19 protein-coding genes are annotated in these 18526 nt (G+C 27.1%); 4 read left to right on the top strand and 15 right to left on the bottom strand.

From position 1 onward, the window contains the following. Positions 1 to 3: 3 nt before the first annotated feature. From cyoE to BMY86_RS11460, 10 genes are all read right to left on the bottom strand, one after another. The gene (gene cyoE, locus BMY86_RS11505) at positions 4 to 921 is read right to left on the bottom strand and encodes a heme o synthase (RefSeq protein WP_394332574.1); all 918 of its coding nucleotides are present in this window, start codon (positions 919 to 921) and stop codon (positions 4 to 6) included. A gap of 152 nt (positions 922 to 1073) precedes the next feature. Continuing rightward, on the bottom strand, positions 1074 to 1574 hold the full coding sequence (locus BMY86_RS11500) for a hypothetical protein (protein WP_143065659.1): 501 nt from the start codon (positions 1572 to 1574) through the stop codon (positions 1074 to 1076). 196 nt (positions 1575 to 1770) lie between these two features. Beyond that, entirely contained in the window at positions 1771 to 2397 is a 627-nt protein-coding gene (locus tag BMY86_RS11495; RefSeq protein ID WP_143065658.1) for a hypothetical protein, read from the bottom strand. A gap of 297 nt (positions 2398 to 2694) precedes the next feature. After that, the gene (locus tag BMY86_RS11490; protein WP_091469476.1) at positions 2695 to 3099 is read right to left on the bottom strand and encodes a hypothetical protein; all 405 of its coding nucleotides are present in this window, start codon (positions 3097 to 3099) and stop codon (positions 2695 to 2697) included. A 40-nt stretch (positions 3100 to 3139) separates the two neighbouring features. After that, positions 3140 to 3445 (bottom strand): helix-turn-helix domain-containing protein, encoded by a 306-nt coding sequence (locus BMY86_RS11485; protein ID WP_091469474.1) that lies wholly within the window; start codon positions 3443 to 3445, stop codon positions 3140 to 3142. 64 nt (positions 3446 to 3509) lie between these two features. Continuing rightward, positions 3510 to 4406 (bottom strand): thiopeptide-type bacteriocin biosynthesis protein, encoded by an 897-nt coding sequence (locus tag BMY86_RS11480; protein WP_091469471.1) that lies wholly within the window; start codon positions 4404 to 4406, stop codon positions 3510 to 3512. A gap of 1 nt (position 4407) precedes the next feature. Beyond that, positions 4408 to 6564, bottom strand: coding sequence for a lantibiotic dehydratase family protein (locus BMY86_RS11475; RefSeq protein WP_177177173.1), 2157 nt, complete (start codon positions 6562 to 6564; stop codon positions 4408 to 4410). A gap of 64 nt (positions 6565 to 6628) precedes the next feature. Beyond that, entirely contained in the window at positions 6629 to 8764 is a 2136-nt protein-coding gene (locus tag BMY86_RS11470) for a prolyl oligopeptidase family serine peptidase (RefSeq protein WP_091469467.1), read from the bottom strand. A 65-nt stretch (positions 8765 to 8829) separates the two neighbouring features. Beyond that, entirely contained in the window at positions 8830 to 9039 is a 210-nt protein-coding gene (locus BMY86_RS11465; protein WP_091469464.1) for a hypothetical protein, read from the bottom strand. Positions 9040 to 9167: 128 nt separating this feature from the next. After that, positions 9168 to 10772: an AraC family transcriptional regulator gene (locus tag BMY86_RS11460; protein ID WP_177177172.1), complete on the bottom strand. Its 1605-nt coding sequence runs from the start codon at positions 10770 to 10772 to the stop codon at positions 9168 to 9170. A gap of 483 nt (positions 10773 to 11255) precedes the next feature. Between BMY86_RS11460 and BMY86_RS11455 the strand changes: the two genes are divergently transcribed. The 4 genes from BMY86_RS11455 (at position 11256) to BMY86_RS11440 (ending at position 14453) form a co-directional block, all read left to right on the top strand. Next, the gene (locus BMY86_RS11455; RefSeq protein WP_143065657.1) at positions 11256 to 11795 is read left to right on the top strand and encodes a hypothetical protein; all 540 of its coding nucleotides are present in this window, start codon (positions 11256 to 11258) and stop codon (positions 11793 to 11795) included. A gap of 66 nt (positions 11796 to 11861) precedes the next feature. Beyond that, positions 11862 to 12623: a hypothetical protein gene (locus BMY86_RS11450; RefSeq protein WP_091469455.1), complete on the top strand. Its 762-nt coding sequence runs from the start codon at positions 11862 to 11864 to the stop codon at positions 12621 to 12623. 248 nt (positions 12624 to 12871) lie between these two features. Continuing rightward, the gene (locus tag BMY86_RS11445) at positions 12872 to 13315 is read left to right on the top strand and encodes a hypothetical protein (RefSeq protein ID WP_091469453.1); all 444 of its coding nucleotides are present in this window, start codon (positions 12872 to 12874) and stop codon (positions 13313 to 13315) included. A gap of 7 nt (positions 13316 to 13322) precedes the next feature. Next, positions 13323 to 14453 carry a hypothetical protein gene (locus BMY86_RS11440; protein ID WP_091469450.1) on the top strand — a complete coding sequence of 377 codons (1131 nt, stop codon included), beginning with the start codon at positions 13323 to 13325 and terminating at the stop codon, positions 14451 to 14453. 7 nt (positions 14454 to 14460) lie between these two features. Here BMY86_RS11440 and BMY86_RS11435 read toward each other — a convergent pair whose 3' ends face one another. The 5 genes from BMY86_RS11435 to gcvH form a co-directional block, all read right to left on the bottom strand. Continuing rightward, the gene (locus tag BMY86_RS11435; protein ID WP_091469448.1) at positions 14461 to 14652 is read right to left on the bottom strand and encodes a hypothetical protein; all 192 of its coding nucleotides are present in this window, start codon (positions 14650 to 14652) and stop codon (positions 14461 to 14463) included. 125 nt (positions 14653 to 14777) lie between these two features. Next, positions 14778 to 16862, bottom strand: a complete 2085-nt coding sequence (locus tag BMY86_RS11430) for a gliding motility protein RemB (RefSeq protein ID WP_091469445.1) — start codon at positions 16860 to 16862, stop codon at positions 14778 to 14780. Positions 16863 to 16992: 130 nt separating this feature from the next. After that, positions 16993 to 17736, bottom strand: a complete 744-nt coding sequence (gene deoC, locus BMY86_RS11425; protein WP_091469443.1) for a deoxyribose-phosphate aldolase — start codon at positions 17734 to 17736, stop codon at positions 16993 to 16995. Positions 17737 to 17790: 54 nt separating this feature from the next. Next, positions 17791 to 18168 (bottom strand): VanZ family protein, encoded by a 378-nt coding sequence (locus BMY86_RS13220; RefSeq protein ID WP_143065656.1) that lies wholly within the window; start codon positions 18166 to 18168, stop codon positions 17791 to 17793. Next, on the bottom strand, positions 18137 to 18517 hold the full coding sequence (gene gcvH / locus BMY86_RS11415; RefSeq protein ID WP_091469438.1) for a glycine cleavage system protein GcvH: 381 nt from the start codon (positions 18515 to 18517) through the stop codon (positions 18137 to 18139). Before gcvH ends, BMY86_RS13220 begins: the two co-directional genes overlap by 32 nt. Between the last annotated feature and the right edge of the window lie 9 nt (positions 18518 to 18526).

Here is an 18526-nt window from a genome sequence, read left to right as displayed (position 1 = left end):
AATCTAAATAAACTTATCGATTACATAAATAATTTGCAATAACGTTATATAAGTAACACTCACTAACATTAATTTTTTTGCTGTTGCAGCGTCTTTTTCTCTATATAATTTAAAAGCCCAATACAACATCCATATCCCTAAAAGCACTACGGCTACTGCACCGATAATAGACAATTCTAATTTACCTGTAAAACCTAAAACCGGTAATACTGAAGCAATAATTAACCAAAATGTATATAGAATAATTTGTACTGCTGTTTTATTATCTCTTTTTCCAGTAGGCAACATAAAGAAACCTGCTTTTTCATAATCGTCGTATAAGAACCAACCGATTGCCCAAAAGTGTGGGAATTGCCAGAAAAACTGAATTAAAAATAAGGTCCCTGCTTCGATACCAAAACCACCTGTAGCGGCAACCCATCCTAACATAAAAGGAATAGCACCAGGGAATGCTCCAACAAAAACCGACAAAGGCGTTAATGTTTTAAGAGGCGTATATAAACTTACATACATGAAAATAGAAATAGCACCAAACATTGCTGTTTTCGGATTGATGAAATACAACACCAAAAGCCCTACGAAAGTTAGTACAAAACCTAACACTAAGGCATTGTTTACTGAAATTCGACCAGAAGGAAGCGGACGATTTTTGGTACGATCCATTTTAGCGTCTAAATCTCTTTCAATAATTTGATTGAAAATATTAGAAGCCCCTACCATGCAGTAACCACCAATAACCAACATTAAAAGCGTTACGAAATTGAAAGGATATTTTTCAGAAAAGCCCAACAAATAACCAACAACAGAAGAAAAGACTACACTAATAGCTAAGCCAGCTTTAGTAATTTCTTTAAAATCTAAAAAAACGGATTTTAGGGTTATGTTTTTTGCTTCCAATGGTGTGTTTTTAATCGAGTGCAAAGATAGTAAGAAAGTTGTGAGATTTAAGTAATGCTTTTTATTTTTTTTTGATTGTACTAAATGGAACACTCCTCTTTCTTTTTTCCATAAAAAAACAGCAACTTTTTAGCTACTGTTTTTGTGTTATTTATGTTTGTGAATTACGCCATGTCCTAATTTGGGACTTTACTTTCAACCTCTTTTAACCAATAATCTTTTGAACTAGGTATATCGTCAACATTCTTAAAATATTTTGCAAGATGATTTTTCCCACCTTTATAGTTCAATTCAGCAGACTTTAACAAATAATAGATTGCTACTTTTTTTGAATTTTCTCTTTTAAATTGGTTTATATAAACAGATGCAAACATTAAGCTTTCATACAAATCATAGTAAGCTTTTGGATAATTATGCTCAGTTGCCATAATAAAAGCATAAACATAAAATTCATCTGCTCTATCATTTGCCAAGTAAAAATTAGATAACTTTTTATAAGCTAAAGTATCTTTTTGATTTATCGCTTTTAATAGTAAACTATTTCTTGTTTTTTTACTAAATTCAAGAGGTCTTGATATAACCATTTCACTATTAGAAGTTTTTTTTAAATTATTGCTTTTTTCAGAATTATTACATGAAAAAATTAAAGCAAATAAAAACAAATTCAAATATTTCATCATTTAGGTTTTTTAACTGTATTATTTCTTTTTACCCCAGCTGCGCAAAGTCTCCCGACTTTGAGTGACTTTAATAATTTTATCAAATATAATTAATCTCAATTCTTAAAAATAAAAAAGCTACAATATTATTACTGTAACTTTTTGTTATTATTGCTCAAAGTCGGGAGACTTTGCGCAGCACGTTTAATCTTAATTAGAACTCTTTGCAGAGCTGGGTATTATCAACTAATCTTTTAGAATCTTTAAAAGCGGTAATTAATTTAGGGTATTTACTGAATTCTATTCTCTTCCTACCTTTCCTATTACTTGTACCATCTCCAATAAAAAAACTAAATTTATATTGAGACAAAGTTGTATCTTTTATTGTCTTAAAATCATCATATTGAATAGAAATCCAAGTACTTCCATTTGAAGAATGAGGATTCAAAATATGTCCATTTAATGCAGGAAGATTATTTAAAGTCATAACAAATTGTTCTCCATGCATTCTTGACGGTTTCATTTTCAATAATTTAACACCAGCTTTATTATTTAAAACTAGTAAATTATTCAATGTATCTAAACTAATAATATCCTCATTTTTAATAATAGGTTCAGAATGTAAATCCTTTAATGAATAATTAAAATTTGAAGCGTAAATCAAAGATTGATTTAAAGAATCATATGTAGTATAAGGTAATAAATAATCTAAATTTTTATTTATTTTATAATATTCCGTTTTTTCAAGAGAAATACCTTCTAAATTTCTTTTTCTACTTTTCAACAAGTAAACATTTATCGAATCTTGATTCTTTTTATCACAAGACATAAGTAATATCACAAAACTTAAAAAATATTTCATCATCTATTTATTTATATTATATAATTTATATCCATTCGGAGCTATTTGAATTAATTTATTTAAAGTTGTAAATTCAGGTTTATCAGTACCAGCTGCGCAAAGTCTCCCGACTTTGAGTGTCTTTAATAATTTTATCAAATATAATTAATCTCAATTCTTAAAAATAAAAAAGCTACAATATTATTACTGTAACTTTTTGTTATTATTGCTCAAAGTCGGGAGACTTTGCGCAGCACGTTTAATCTTAATTAGAACTCTTTGCAGAGCTGGGATTTATTACTTTACTAAATCAAGTTGCTCATCTAATCCAATTAAAATCCAATTTTTGTTATCAAAATGAAAATATTGCATTTTTTTTGAGCCTCTTAAAGTTGCAAATGAAAATGTAGCATTCACAATTTTACTTGAAAAAACATCATAAGGTTTGCATTGATAAATAGTATCTGCACAATAAAACTCTATTTTATTCACGATTACATCATTAATTAATATATCCTCATTAACTCTATCGTTTATGTGAAAATACAACCCACCTTTCAATGTTTTAAATTCAAAATCCTTAATTTCTATTCTTGATGGTTTATTTGTTGAAAAAACTATCTTATTTGTTTTTGAAACAGAATTACAACTTGTAATTAAACTGAAAATTGTAATAAGAAAAACAATATTGCTTTTAGCCATAAATTAAAACTTAATTTTATAATTATTTATTGCGTTTGAACTACAATTTTATTGTTAACTCTAAATGACCGCCCAAACCAAGTTCAACAATTTTTTGAAGGGTTGAAAAACGAACTTCTTTTACATTGTTTTCAATTTTAGAAATGTATGATTTTGTTGTACCAACTTTGATTGCTAATTCTTCTTGTGTTAATCCTTTTTTAATTCTTGCATCATGAATTAATGCTCCAATTTTAAAATTTTCATAACCCGCTTCTAACTCATTTCGCTTTGTAGTTCCAATTTTTCCGAAATGCTTTTCTTTAAATTGTTCTAAAGATTTACTATTTTCTTTTTTCATCTTCATATTCAATTTTCTATCATACAAATATACAAAAGTTGCTCTAAAGTACAACTTCAATGATAAAGATTCATTTTATTGTTTCAGTATTAGGCTTTACATTATTTAATTTAAATGTATCATTTCTATAAAAACACATTTTATAGTATCTATATAAATGATCGTAAATTAATACTTCATATTCTCGTTGACGAGATGTAAATTGTCGGTTAATCATCATATGAATATGACTCGAGAGAAAGGAAAATAAATTGATTTTTAATTTTTCTTTAATTGCATTAGCAACAGGTTTGCTATTTTCCGATTTTTCTTCAATTATTGCATAAAGAAATTGAAACTCTTCTTGAGCTTCATAATTTAGAACTTTTACTATATCGTTTTCTAAACCTCTATAATGTTTATCGAGTTGCGATTTTAAAACTTTAGTGGCGTTGAATTCTTGTTTAAATGCCAATTGCATTTCGTTTAGTAATATTAACTTCTCTGAAAAAGGTAAAGAAAATGCATTTAGAAAACTATTAATACTAAGGAAACTGAAAAACAATTGGGTTGCTTCATTTTCAAAACTGTTTTTAAAGCTCAAATACTCCAACATCATTTTACTATCAAAATAAAATAATGTTTCAGAATCCTCAATTGTTGTTAGACCATAACGTTCTACTTCTCTTAAATAGGTATCGTTTTGAATTTTCCAGCAGTAATTTTTGTTTAATACATCTTGAAAAATTGGGTTAAGTTCTTTACAAATTACGTAAACCGATTCCGGATTATGAACTTGAAATCGAAGTCGGAGGTGACTATCTGTATCGAAATACCGAATAAAAAACCACTTTTTGATATGATTTTCTTCAATTAATATATCTATTTTCTCTTTTAAATATTCTATTAGAATTAGATCTGCAGTTTTATAACCTGTATAAATTTTAAAATAAATCCATTCACTGCCCAAACTAAAAACTCTTTCCATTTTAATTTGAATTATAATATGACAAAATGAATTGATTGGCAAATGAATTCGAATGAGCGTCTTTAACTACCGAATTATCTTTAAACAAAAATTCTTCTAAGATAATTTTCGAATGTGGCTTTATAGAATTAAGTAATAATTTCAAACCTATTTCTACATTCAAATCTAACAACAAAGTATTGTCGCCATTGACTAAATTAACAAACTGCGGAATTCTTTTTTGGTTTTTCCAAACAGTAAATTTTTCAAAATCAAGCTTTAAAAACAGATTAAGTTCATCAAAGTCAATAATCCATTTCGCCTTTGATAAAATTACTTCTGCATACACTACTCTTGGAAAATAATCATAATGGTTCTCTAGAAATCCCCAACTGAAATTTGGAATTGATTGTACAGATTGCCCTTGTAAATCGCACAGGAAATGATAAATCGGAAGCGAATTATACGAATAATTATGCGCATTCGACAAACATGGAATAATTTCTTTATTTAGCTTTTTCGACTTCAACACAACCGTATTATCTTTAATAGAAACACTTAAATCTTCTATGTCAATTTGATTGTCTTTGGGCAATATACTATTAGACAAATACGGAATTTCGTATTCTCTTAAAGCAGGTCTTTTTAATACATTTCCCGTTCTTGATTGAGGAATGTGTACAATTTCAGCCAAAATTTTATCTGAATTTAATGCTGCTTCTTTTTGAATGATTTCATTTGCTAAATCATGAATAGCTTCGTTACCGTTACAAAATCTTCCAATGAGTTTTGCTGCACTGATAGTACCACTTGACTCAATAGAAATTACATCCTTATCTTCTTCATTAAATATTTCTACCATTACAGAAAAAGTATTGGGATATTTCTTGTTTTCAACATTTAAAAACTCGAAATCTTTATCTTCTAAAACAATAATACTTTGAGAATTTAAAATCGATTCTTTTAATTTTTTTTCTAAAATGTAATCTAATTTTGTCCAATTTTCAGTAATAGTTGTTCCTTTTTTACTTTTGTCGAACGCAAAACGATCTAATATAGTATGTGTATCATTCATGGTTGTATGTTGAAGATATCCAATTCCTAATTCTGAATCTAAAACAACTGAAAGTGGCATTTCTCTAGTTTCATATCTTTTTAAATAGGCTTTTTTAAAATTAGATAAATTAACATTCTCATTATTTCTTTTAATTCTACTTAAAAAACGAAGTGCTTTTTCAACCTTTAAACTCACTTTTTTATTCAGCAATGAATTTTTAGTTTTTGTAAATAAATCGTATTGCAAAAGGTATTTCTCTTCAAAATCTGTAACAAAAAGACTGACTAAACTATTTAAAGTATTTGAACGATTTTCTAGATTTTGAAGATGAGTTTTACTATTCAAATGAAAAGCCATTTCTTCTAATAAATTACATTCGGTTTTAAAACTTGGTATACTCTTTAGAATTTTTATGATTCTTTTTATGTCAAAAACACCCGTAATAGTTGCCTCTAATTCACTTATTAAAATTTGGCAATTAATTAATTCTAAAACAAATTCTGAAGCTGCTTCCATTTCAGATTCATCTTCAGTAATTAAATTAACTAAAACCTTAAATTTTATTCCGCTTTTAGCGTTTTCAATAAGTATATCAATCACTTGATTTAATCGAAAAGAAGATAAAACATGCTCTCTTTTTTTATTCACATATTGATATTCCACATATCTATAAAAATCGGTTATTTTATACAATGAAGAGTTTGGATAGTAAATTAGCTCCTTTTGAACGTTTGGATTTTGAGCTATATCTTTTAATAAATTGATCCAATAGTGCATGTCGAATTGCATAAACACTTCATGCTTATCCATTGCATCCATTTCAATAGATGTTTCATTTGCTAAAACCCCAGCGCTACAACCTGCGAAAGTTCCGAAGGGTGTTGCCCTAGAAGAAAGCCTTGCTATATATTTTAACAAGGCTAACTCTAAATTGATTTTTTTATTGGAATTAATTTCTTCTGAATAGCTTTTTAATTTTTCAAATTCGGCAATAAGTTCTGGAGAAGCAATTCCAATTGCATTTTTAATTACATCTTCTTCCAAAATCTTAAACAACCTATCGCTTGAATAAGTTGTAAGTAACTGCGTATAAAAATTTATTGGAAATAAAGGTGTTCTCAATATGTAGGTATTGAAACAACTTATGGTGTTTGGTTGCATTTTAACAAAATGAAGTATTTATATTTTAATTATATTCAGGATTACCTAATTGCCAATTAAAAAAATTATAAGTCATTTCTAATTTTTCATAATCTTTTTTCAATGAATTTTCTCCATGCCCACTTTCATTATCATTAAAATAAAAAATAGGATTTTCACCAGAATTAAACTCCATTAATTTGGCAGCAAATTTTGCAGGTTGCCAATAAATTACTCTATTATCATTCATCCCCGATGTGATTAAAGTTGTTGGATAAGAAACCCCTCTTTTAATATGATGAAATGGATCCATTTTATATAAAGATTCAAATTCTTCCTTAATTTTAAAACTTCCAAATTCTTTTAAATTATTTTCACCATTAGGAGATAATTCAAAACGTAAAACATTTAAAATCCCAACATCAATTATCGCAGCTTTAAATAAATCTGGCCTTTCAGTAATTGCTCTTCCAATTAGAATACCTCCTGCACTTCCGCCTTTAACCCCTAATTTTTCAGGATTTGTATATCCATTTGCAATTAAAAATTCTGCACTAGAAATAAAATCTTTCCAAGAGTTAGACTTTGTAGCTTTACTCCCACCTAAACGCCATTCCTCTCCTTTTTCACCGCCTCCACGAACATGTGTATTAACTAAAATTCCACCTTGATATACCCATAATAAACTATAAGGACTAAAATATGGAGAATAGTTATAACCATAAGCTCCATATCCATCCATTATTACTCTATTATTTCCATCTTTAACCATTCCTTTTTTATAAATTAAAGTCAAAGGTAAATCTAAACCATCGTGAGTTTTTATAGTTAATTCTTCAAATACTATATCATCAAACTCTGAAATCTTTACAGGCTCTTTATAATTATCCTCAATAAATATTCTCTTTTTAAAATTGTATTTATATCTAATCGAAGGTTTATTCCAACTTCCACAACTTACCCAAAATTCAGTTTTATTTCCTTCTATGGGATATATACTTACAGATCCTGATGGTATGGGTAATTTGATTTCTTTTAAAGCTTTTTTATAAACATAAAGTTTTGCTACAATACCATTTGTAATTGTAGAAATATAAATATCATTTTTTGATATTATAAAATTGTTAATTATTTCATTTTTAGGAAACTGAACAATAGGATTGGTTTTTTTAAAATTTGGATTTTTAATTTCCGTTTCAAATAGACAAGAATAACCATTTAAATCCTTATAAAAAATATAAGAATTATTTTTATTTTTAAAATCAAATACCTTATCCTTTTTTTCAAAAAAAGGGATCCAATTAAAATTTAAATTTTCATCTTTTATCGCATAATAATAATCATTCAATGATTCAACACCGGATAATTTTGCATAAAAATATTCTCCACTTTGAAATGCAACACAAAAATCATTTGAGTTAATATTAATATTTGGATTATTTTTTTTAGAAAACAAAACTTTATGTTCACCTTCTTTTGAACCTAGTTTATAAAAAACAGCTTCAGAATTTTTTATAAATCCAACAGAATTCTTATCTGTATCAGGTAAATAAGTATAGATAAAACCACTTTCATTTTTCAACCAATTTATGCCTCCAATATCACTAACCCAAGTATTTCGAATGATATCTTTCAATAATTTTCCTTTTTTCAAATCATAAATAATAACATCCGAAATTTCTTGACCATTTTGTGTTAAAGAAATTGCTACATATGTTTTATTTGGACTTAATTTATGATAATTTACATAATAATTAATCTTTGTCTCTGGTTTATAATCTTTCGGAGAAAAGATCATTTTAAAATCTTCCTTATCGTTTTTTCTATAATAAATTTTGTAGATGGAATCCTTTGTATCAAATTTAAAAATTAAATTTTGTTGTTTAGAAACATTGACTGGCTTCTTTCTAATTTCATTGTACCTACTGTCCACGATTTTATCAACTAAATTTAAATAGCTATTTTTATTTTTAATTTCATTTAGTACTTTTTTAGAAAATGTAGATTGTGTTTTTATCCAATTTAAAACTGCAGTATCATTTAAATTTTCAAAATTTCGATATTCATCGACAACTTCAATTCCATGATAATTATCTATAACTTTTTGCGATGGTGCTTTTGTTGTTTTTTGAGCAAAAGCAAGTGAACTATAAAGTAATAAACCAAACAGTGTTTTTTTCATAATATATTTTTTATTTTTATGTATATACACATAAAGATTCCTTTTTTAACAATTAAAATTATTTATTACCCACTAATTGATGTATCAATTGGTTTACAAGGAGGATTAGAATTTCTACTAATCACACAAGGCTGTGAAGAGTTTCCAGGCCTATCATTCGTTGCAGTATCACCATTAACACCAGTTCCTCCATAAATAGTTTTTAAAATTTCTAACTTAGCAACTTCAAATTTTTCAAAGTTAAATTTTCTGATTTGTTTTTTTGATTTCATCATAATTGTTATTAAATTTAAGGTTCAAATCTATAAAGTCTATATTTTAAAAGAAATTTATTTGGGTTTAGATTACACTGATTTCATGAATTTCGAGTTTTAAAAAATATAAAGCGTTAAATGACAACAATCTAAAATTCACTTAATTTTTTAACAAAATATGCTGGTTTAATACCTGTTCTTTTAAAAAATGCTTTTGAAAAAGATTCTGCAGTATTAAAACCAGCTTCTTCAGCTATACTTTTAACATTATATTTCCTTAGCTTTTTATTTACCTTAAGTTCGTTAATAATATTATCAATTCTTAAATCATTAATGTAATTAGTAAATGATTTATTCAAATTATTATTAATAATACTTGATAAATATTTAGAATTAGTATTTAAATCTTGAGCTAAAGTATGTATTGAAATAATAGAATTAATATATTTTTTTTCTTTTTCAAAATTGTTTAATTTTTGTAAAATTTCAGAAACAATTTCTGGAGATATCTCATAACCATTTGTTTTATTTCTTAAAACAACTTTAGATTTTAAAGATTCATTTTTATTTTTTTGAGTCTCAACAATTACTTTATTAAAACGGATTTCATGAATTTTCTTTTGCTTATAAATAAAATATAAACTCAAAAAAAATAAAGCAAACAAAATTGCAATTAAATAATAATTGAAATATCTATCTTTATTTAACGAATTAATAATGCTTTCTTTCTCCATTACAACACCTGGAATATCATAATCATTATGAAGTTTTTTCATTAATTCTTTATAATTTTTTTGAAAACTATTATTTATCTCCATCAACTTATTTATATAATACAACTGTTTATCAGTATTTTTAGTTTTCTTATAATAGTTAATAATAAAATGATATCCATCAACAAATTCTGGTGTTATTTCTTTAGTCAAATTAAAGATTGAATCAACTTTAATAAAATTTTCTAATGCTTTATTATAGTTATTTAAACCCTCGTAAGCTTTACCAAAATAAAAATATATTGGAATTATATTATTTTTAAATTTCTTATTATTAATAATTTTAAAATACACTTTATTTAAACTATCTAAAGCTGATTTATAGTTTCCTTTATTTATTAAATTTGCACCTTCATTAAGAACAAAAAGCGATAAGTGAAAATCATCTTTGTACTTTTTGGAATTAACATAACCCATTTTGTTGTAATAAGAAGCAGAATCATTTTGCTTTAGACTTTTATAAGCATCTGCCAATGAAAACATAGTTCGTCTTCTAAAATCATTATAGTAATCAACATTTTCTTTTTTATTATAAAAATTATAACATTGCTTATAAATATTAATTGCTTCATTAACCTCGCCTAAATTTTCAGATTTTATTATTCCAATATTTAATTTAATAGCAAAATAAAAATCAGAATTATATTTTTTTGCAAGATTTTCTGCTTTTGAATAATAAATTATTGCTTCATTGAATTTTTTTTGTTTACTCAAAATAACTGCTTTATTCCAATATGCATTCATTGGGTAAAAAGCATCTGGATTTTTTAGTGAATTAGAAATTGCTAAATCAGAATAATAATTTGCTTTTTCTAAATCATATTCTAAAAATGCCATAGAAAAAAAATCATAAGCTACTGCTTTCTCTATATTTTTATTTTCTTTTTTTGCCTTTTTTAAATATAATCCTGCATAATATAGTTGACCTTTTAAATTATCTTGACTTTCAAAGAACCTTTTTGAAATATCAAGAAAGCTCATTTTGTTAATTTCGTTTTGGGAATAAGCAAACATAAAATTTACAGATAGGAAAACTAAAAAAATAAAATAAATTTTTTTAAAAATCATTTTAGATGTTAATTAATTAATAAAGTGTAAAAATATAAATTAATATTAAAATACTTACAAAATTATAAAATTTACCTAATGCTGAAAATCAGATATTTAATTAAAAAATTATTTAACATTCATGAAATCAGCAACGAAATTCATGAATTTCGAGTAAATCCATTTGCAATATTCTTATCTATTCCCATTTCTTTGCAGTGTTCTGAAAACAAAACTTGCAAGTAAAAAAGAGGAACTAATTAGAATTATCAGATTTCTTTAAAACTGTTTGTTTAAAGTGAAGAAAAGTTGGCTTTGCTTTTAATATTGAAAATTCCAACTATAAAAAAGCAGTCAAACTTAAATTAGTATTGGCGTACTAAGTTGACTGCAATTAATTTTAAAAAAAACAAATATATGAAAAAAATGTTATTTGGCTTTATTGCCACAGTGTTGTTAAGTGTGAATGTTAATGCCCAAATTGAAACAAAAGAGGATGCTAGAATTACAGCTGCCAAAGCTTTTATTTCATTTAAAAATCAATTATCACAAGCATTTAATAACACCACAGATTTTGCTGCTTTTGAAAAAACCCTATGCGGTAAGTGGCAAAATACAACTGAAGGAAGAAATTTATTAAATGATGCTTATAATCATTTAAAAAACAAATCAACAGACAACAAAATCATAGAAACCTATGACGGAATATCATTTGCTAAAGCTCTAAAATTTCAACAAGATGCGTTAACAAAAAATCCAAAATCTACAGGTTCAGAATTATTTGGAGGTCCTGGTGATGCAACTACAGGAAATTACAACCCAGTTGGTAGAGAAGCTTATCCTTGCAGATGGTGGCAATTAAATTGTCATTTACAACAAATTTTTGGACCTGAAGCCGGAACAGCCTTACTTAATGCGGCTATTGATTTTATTTTGTCACATCTTCTAAAAATATAACAATTTAAACAGGTGTTTGTTTTCACATAAACACCTGTTATTAAAATTCAATAAAAACTTTAATAAATGAAAAAAATCATACAATTCCTCATTATTTTAACACTTTCAGTTTCTTGTAAATCATACTTAGTTAACCAATACTTCAAAAGAGTAGGTGTTTTTGACAAAAAATTAAAATTAGAAAAAATATCTAATGGTGATAAAGAAATAGTATTATTTGGAATGCATCATATAGGAAAAGAAGAGTTTTATAATGATGTAAAATTAAAAGTAGACTCCTTATTAAAGAAAGATTACTTATTTTACATTGAAGGAATCAGTTCAAAATTTGCTGGTAAAACAAATTTAACTAAAGAAGATTCAATAGCTTTAATTGAATTATCCTATAAATTTAGAAAAGTATTAGGCAGTCCATTAGTCTCTAAAAACTTAAATTCTGATTATTTAAATTTATTTAAAGAAAAAGGAATAAAAATAAAAGAAAATTTAATAAAACAACCGACTTATACAGAATTTGGTCTTTCACAAAAAAATGCAATAAATTCTGATTTAACTGTAGAAAAATTATTAGAAATATATGAAGATAAATATGGTAAAATAATACTTGAACCATGTGATTATGAAACAAAATTTTATGACAAATCTACGTGCAATACTAAGACAGACACAAAAATTTATGATGAATTAATGAAAACAGAAAGAAACAATAGCGTCATATCTCACATACTAAAAGAAGAAAAATCAAAAATTGCCATAATTTATGGTAAAGCACACTTTATAGGAATTAAAGACAGTTTACAAAAACTAGGCTATAAAATTATTGATTAAGCACTTTAACTTCAAAAACCAATCTTCAAATCTAATCCTGTTGGATTTGAAGATTAATAAGAGTTTAAATGTGGTTTGTTAACAAAAAGATCCAGTCCAAAAAACAATAATCAATTATATGCCATATAAACATTAAATGGATCTTTTTTATTTATTCACTTTATTAATCTATTTTTTTTGTTTAGTTAAGATTTAAAAGCGGTAAGTTTTTACCGCTTTTAATAAATTAATCCTTTAAATAAATCAATATGAAAAAACTAAGTTTACTATTATTTTTCTTATCTATATATTCTTATTCTCAAACAATTTACAATTCATTAAACATAGATATAAGAGGAAAAGATTGCAATGGTGGGTTAAGCTTTTGCACCATTGAAACTAATCCTAATTCAAAACAAATTTCAAATAAATATTCACTTCAAAAAATTACAGAAAATGAACTTCTATTTGTAATTAATATCAAGGAATTAACAATTGATGAACAAAAGAATATTTTTGGTAAAGAAATTCAATATATTTCTGAGTCAGATACTTTTTTCTTTAGGCAAGATTACAATTTTCAATTAAAAATTGAAACTTGTAAACTATTAGAAATTAATCCACAAAATTCAATCATTTTAAAAGAATCATATCCAATTAAAATTATAGAAAACAAAGCCATTATAATATTAAAATTGACAAATAAAATTTAATCTATATATGCCAAAACTATTAATTAGATATTTTATAATATTCATTTGCAATTATTCTTTTTCAAATACTATTGATAAAGATCCAAATTTGATTATTTCAGAATTACATGATGAAATACATACAATTAATTTAAAATATGAAATTTTAATTAGTAGTAAATTGGCAAGATTAAACGAAATTAACAACTCAATCTTCACCACAAAAAAAAGAAAAAAGAAAATTGATTTATTAATTGAAAAGGATAAACTTAATTATGATTTACTCCAATTAAAAAAAGATAATACAAGTGATATATCTAAAATTAGATACATTAAAGGGTTACAAATAATTAAAATCCTGTATGAAAAAGTATTGAGTTTAGACCATCATTTTTCTTCAATAAGGACTTTTAATGAAATAAATAAAATTTCAAATCCTAACCAATATCCTGAATTTGAAAAACTAAAAAACTTAGTTAGTTCTAAAAAAGACAAAAAAACAGGATTAGATTTAACATCTATTTTAGGAACCAATACCATTGTATCTGTAATACAAACATTTACGAATATGCTAAATTCATCCCTTTCTAAAGATGAAAAGGAAAAAGAATTAATGAACATCGAATGTGTTTTAGATTTTACTTTACGAATGCAAAATGATTTAAATACTATTTATTTTGAAACGGCTTTTTTACAAAAAAGTAATGATAAGATGAAAAGTGAAATTGAACTCTTATTTAAAGATTATACAAAACCTATAAATTATTTTACCACATTAGAACAATGTAGAACTAACGACGATTGGGAAAATGTAACTGTAAAAATGGAAGAATATTTATCCAAAATGAAAACAACAACTGGAACTCAACAGTATAAAATGCAAGTGAATTTAGAATTCCCTATTGACAGATTACTTCAATTTATTACTATGTATAATAACTTTATAGATCAGGGCGGAAAGTTTTATGAGAAATTTAAAGTAATACTGAATAGTTATGAAAACGAAAAACAATGTGAAACCAAACTCCCATTAGAATACAAAAAACTAAAAACAGACATAGACTTAGCCATAGACAAATTTAACATCGCCTATAAACCTGTAGAAATTAACGGCACCAAAATGAAAGAAATTTTATACGGGTTAAATGAGTTTGAATGAAGTAACATTATACTTTTCCATCCACTTTATTTTTAAGCATAGTATTTAACTTTCTACTTGTAAAAATAAAAACTAAAATTGCAATTATAAATCCACCTAAAATAGCAAGAGTAGGCATAACAAATTCTGGTTCTCCATTTTCATTATATCTTTTAGAAGGCATTACATATTCAATAAACAAAAAGGTAATTAAATACATAAGCCAGCTTATAATAAAAGCTATAACTATGCAAATAAAGTATCTCAAAAATTTTTTCATCTAGTATAAAGACCATGCAGGTTTCAAAAACTTGTCAGGTCTTATTTCGTTAGTAAAACACTATTCTAATAATCAAAATACCAGTTAAACAAGTCAGTAGAAATACCTACAGACAACCAAGTAGTATTCGATTTTTCAAAAGTAGCCGATGTTTTCGTTGGGTCGAAACTTCTATGAATTACGTTAGCAAATACTTTTAAGTTTGAATTTGGGTTGATAATATAACCTGCTGTGAAATCGCCAATTAAAATGGTTGTCGTATTTCCTTGTCCGGCAAAAGCACCTTCATCATACGGACGCGGATTTACATCGCTATCGTACGGAATAAACAAGTTACCTCCATAGTTAAAGTTATTGGTTCCGTCTGTATAATCGTACCCTTTTTGTCCGTAAATTAATTTAGCCTGAGCAAAATATCTGTTTTTGTTATAACGCGCAATTCCGATAATTTCTTTAAAATTCGCCCCCCAAGCATGTCCCATACTTTGGTTGTTGTGCGTATAATTGGTAAGTGTTGCACTGTGTGAATATACATACGGACGAACAATATTGTATTCTGCTTGTAGCGTTAAGTTTTCAATATTGAAGGCGTTGAAATATTTAGCTCCAATTTGGTAACCGAATTTATTTTTCCAACTTTTATTGCCTTTAGATACATCGCCCACCGAAAACTCATCAATTAAAAATTGTCCGTAAGCCATAATTTGGCTGTTAAATTTGTATTTAGATGTTAATCCTAATAAAGCATTCCCCGATTTTGGCGACGATGCAAATTCAACGGATCTATAGAAAATAATTGGGTTAATAAAGTTCGGATCGAAACCTCTTCCGTTAGTATTCGACCATACTACGCTTTCAAACAAACCTAAGTTCCATCTTTTTGTTACGTTCCAACTTAAATAGTGGTTCGCCATGTATTTAGATGCATAGGTGTTTTCAGCTGTGTTTTCTGGTGTAATATCACGTAAAAACATATACGTGTTGGTATATTTAATTTTCCAGAAAGTAGTGTTGAATTTAATAAACGGGTACGGACTAGTAGCGTCTCCTTGAATTACCGAACGGTAACCGTCTCCAATAAAGTTTCTTCCATATCCTAATTGTACATCAAAAAACTGATTGGCTGTAAATTTAATATTAGCTTCTGCCATTGGGAAATCGAAGGCATCTACTTTAAATTGTTTCGCAATTCCTACTCCCGGAATCGTTCCTGGGTTTCCTCCAGATGGTTTTAAACTCACCGCATAAGCATTATAGTAATCGGCAAATCGACCTTGACTTTCGTAAATAGATGTAGTAAAAGTGATGTTTTTTCCTAAACCTGCCTGAATATTTACTCCTCGCGTATTTACAAAGGTGTTTTTTAATTCGCTATCGAAGTCTTTTCCTCCACGAATATCTAAAATTGGGTTGAATAAAAACCAGTAGCCATCTCCTTGAACTTCTACTAAATTTTCATTCCAAAATTTTCTTCCCCACCATGAAGAAGCTTTTTTATACTTTGCTTGATATTGTTTTTCAAAGTTATAATACTTTGCAACATCTCTATATGAATATGGTTTTTCAGCAGTATGACTGTTTGCTCCTACCTGATTTAAATAGGCTTCAAATTCGGCATATTTTTGATGATTGAACGGAATGTTTAATCCGCTTTTTAATTGTGGATTTTCAAACGCATGGTATTTGATATCATCATATTCGGTAAGTTCGGTTTGAGCCGTAATTTTTTCTGTTTGATAAGCGGTTTCCGATTTTTTACCTGCTCGTTCATCGTCAGAAAAAGGAAAATTTACTTTTAATGTATATTTTGCATAAACGGGTTTACCATTATATGTGGATGGCGTAACCACGGGTAAAGTTGAAAAAACGCGTTTGGTTTCATTTTTAATTTCTTCTGAAGCAGCATCGATGTAAAGTAATTCGAACTTCCCTATTGTATCCACTGCAAAAAGTGCAATAATTGTAGATTTTTCAGCAGTATATTGTTTATTGAAATTTTGCTTGAAATGATCTTGAATGGTTGCAAAAAAACAAGTTTCGTCTTCTGGCTTGGTTTTACAATTTTCAAATTGTGGTAATTTTTCAGTATTGTTTTGCGAGAAAACAGTTATTGAAAATAGAAATACAATAGTGCTTATTATTTTTTTCATGTTATTGCGAGTTTACGAAGCAATCTTTTACAAATACGCTTAGTAATTAAATTTTTACTTGATCTTTATACTTATGCTTTATGCCTATTAACTTTTCCCTTTTTACTTGACTCTTTTTTCTACTTGGCTCTTAATAACTTCCCTCCGATTCTAAACCTTCAGAAATAGCTTTCGCTGATGAAGTTCCGATGCGTTTCACACCTAGTTTTATCATTTCTAACGCTTCTTCTTGATTTTTAATTCCGCCTGAAGCTTTCACTTGTAACGGACATGCATTTTCTAACATGGCGATGATAGCCGGAATGGTTGCTCCGTTTGGTGAGCCGTCAATGGTTTTATAAAATCCGGTTGACGATTTAACAAATACTCTTTCAAATTCATTTTCTTTGAAATTAGCTACCACAACATTTTTAATAAGTGTGGTTAGTTGAATAATCTGCGCTCCGTTTAAAGCTGCGGTTTCAATAATCCACTTTACGGTTTTATGGTGCTGTAAAGCTAAAAAAGTACCTTTTAAAACCTCAACCTTTACTAAATCAATTTCACCTTCTTTAAACGCTTCAAAATTGACTACAAAATCCAATTCATCTGCGCCATCTTTGATGGCTTTTTCAGCCTCAGCTAATTTTTCTTCGATGGTATTGGTTCCTTCATGAAAACCGATTACTGTACCAATTAAAACTTTAGATTCGTTTTCGGCTAGTAATTTTTTAGCCATAGCCACTTTATTTGGTCGTATCATAACCAATTTAAACTGTTCTTTAATGGCTTCCAAAATGCAGTTTTCTATCATTTTGTTGTTTTCCTTTTCGGAAAGCTGTGCCTGCTGAGCAGTTTTCAAATACGTGGAATCTAAATAAGCTTTAATGTTCATGGTATTCAAATATCGGTAAAAATAAAAAAATCTCACATAAAGTGAGATTTTTATTTAGTTTTTTATCAGATGAAACTTAATTACGAGTAAAAAGCTGAATAAGCCGCCAAGTGTATTGGCTAAAATATCGTAATTATCATAAGTTCGATGTACTGTAAAATTTTCTTGTAAAAATTCTATACTAATTCCTAAAAGTATGGCAAGAAATAAAACGATTAAACCTTTTTTAAAAGTTTTGTTTTCGAAGCTTTTAACCCATAAAAAAACGAACATAAAATAGAAACTAAAGTGAACTATTTTGTCTTTAAAGGGCAATTTAAAATTAGGAACATTAGGCGAATCTGATAAACATAAATACAAAATAGTAATGGTCCAAATAACGGCCAATACTTTAAATAATTTATGCTCCGATAAGTGCTGTATAATCTTCACTAGATAATAATTCTGAAACTTCAGCTGGGTTAGCAATTTTTACTTTAACCATCCAACCTGCTCCATAAGGATCAGAATTTACAGTTTCAGGATTAGATTCTAAATCGTCGTTGAATTCAATAATTTCACCACTTAATGGTAAGAATAAATCTGATACTGTTTTAACCGCTTCAACAGTTCCAAAAACCTCATCTTTATCTAAAGTTTGGTCTAAAGTTTCTACTTCAACATAAACAATATCTCCTAATTCTCTTTGAGCAAAATCAGTAATTCCTACAGTTGCTACATCTCCATCAATAGATACCCACTCGTGGTCTTTTGTGTACTTTAAATTTGCTGGTATATTCATTTTAATAAT

Source organism: Flavobacterium urocaniciphilum, assembly GCF_900110615.1.
In the GTDB taxonomy this organism is placed as follows: Bacteria; Bacteroidota; Bacteroidia; order Flavobacteriales; family Flavobacteriaceae; genus Flavobacterium; species Flavobacterium urocaniciphilum.
The sequence above is the reverse complement of the archived record's forward strand: the minus strand, read 5'-3'. Positions and strand labels throughout refer to the sequence as shown.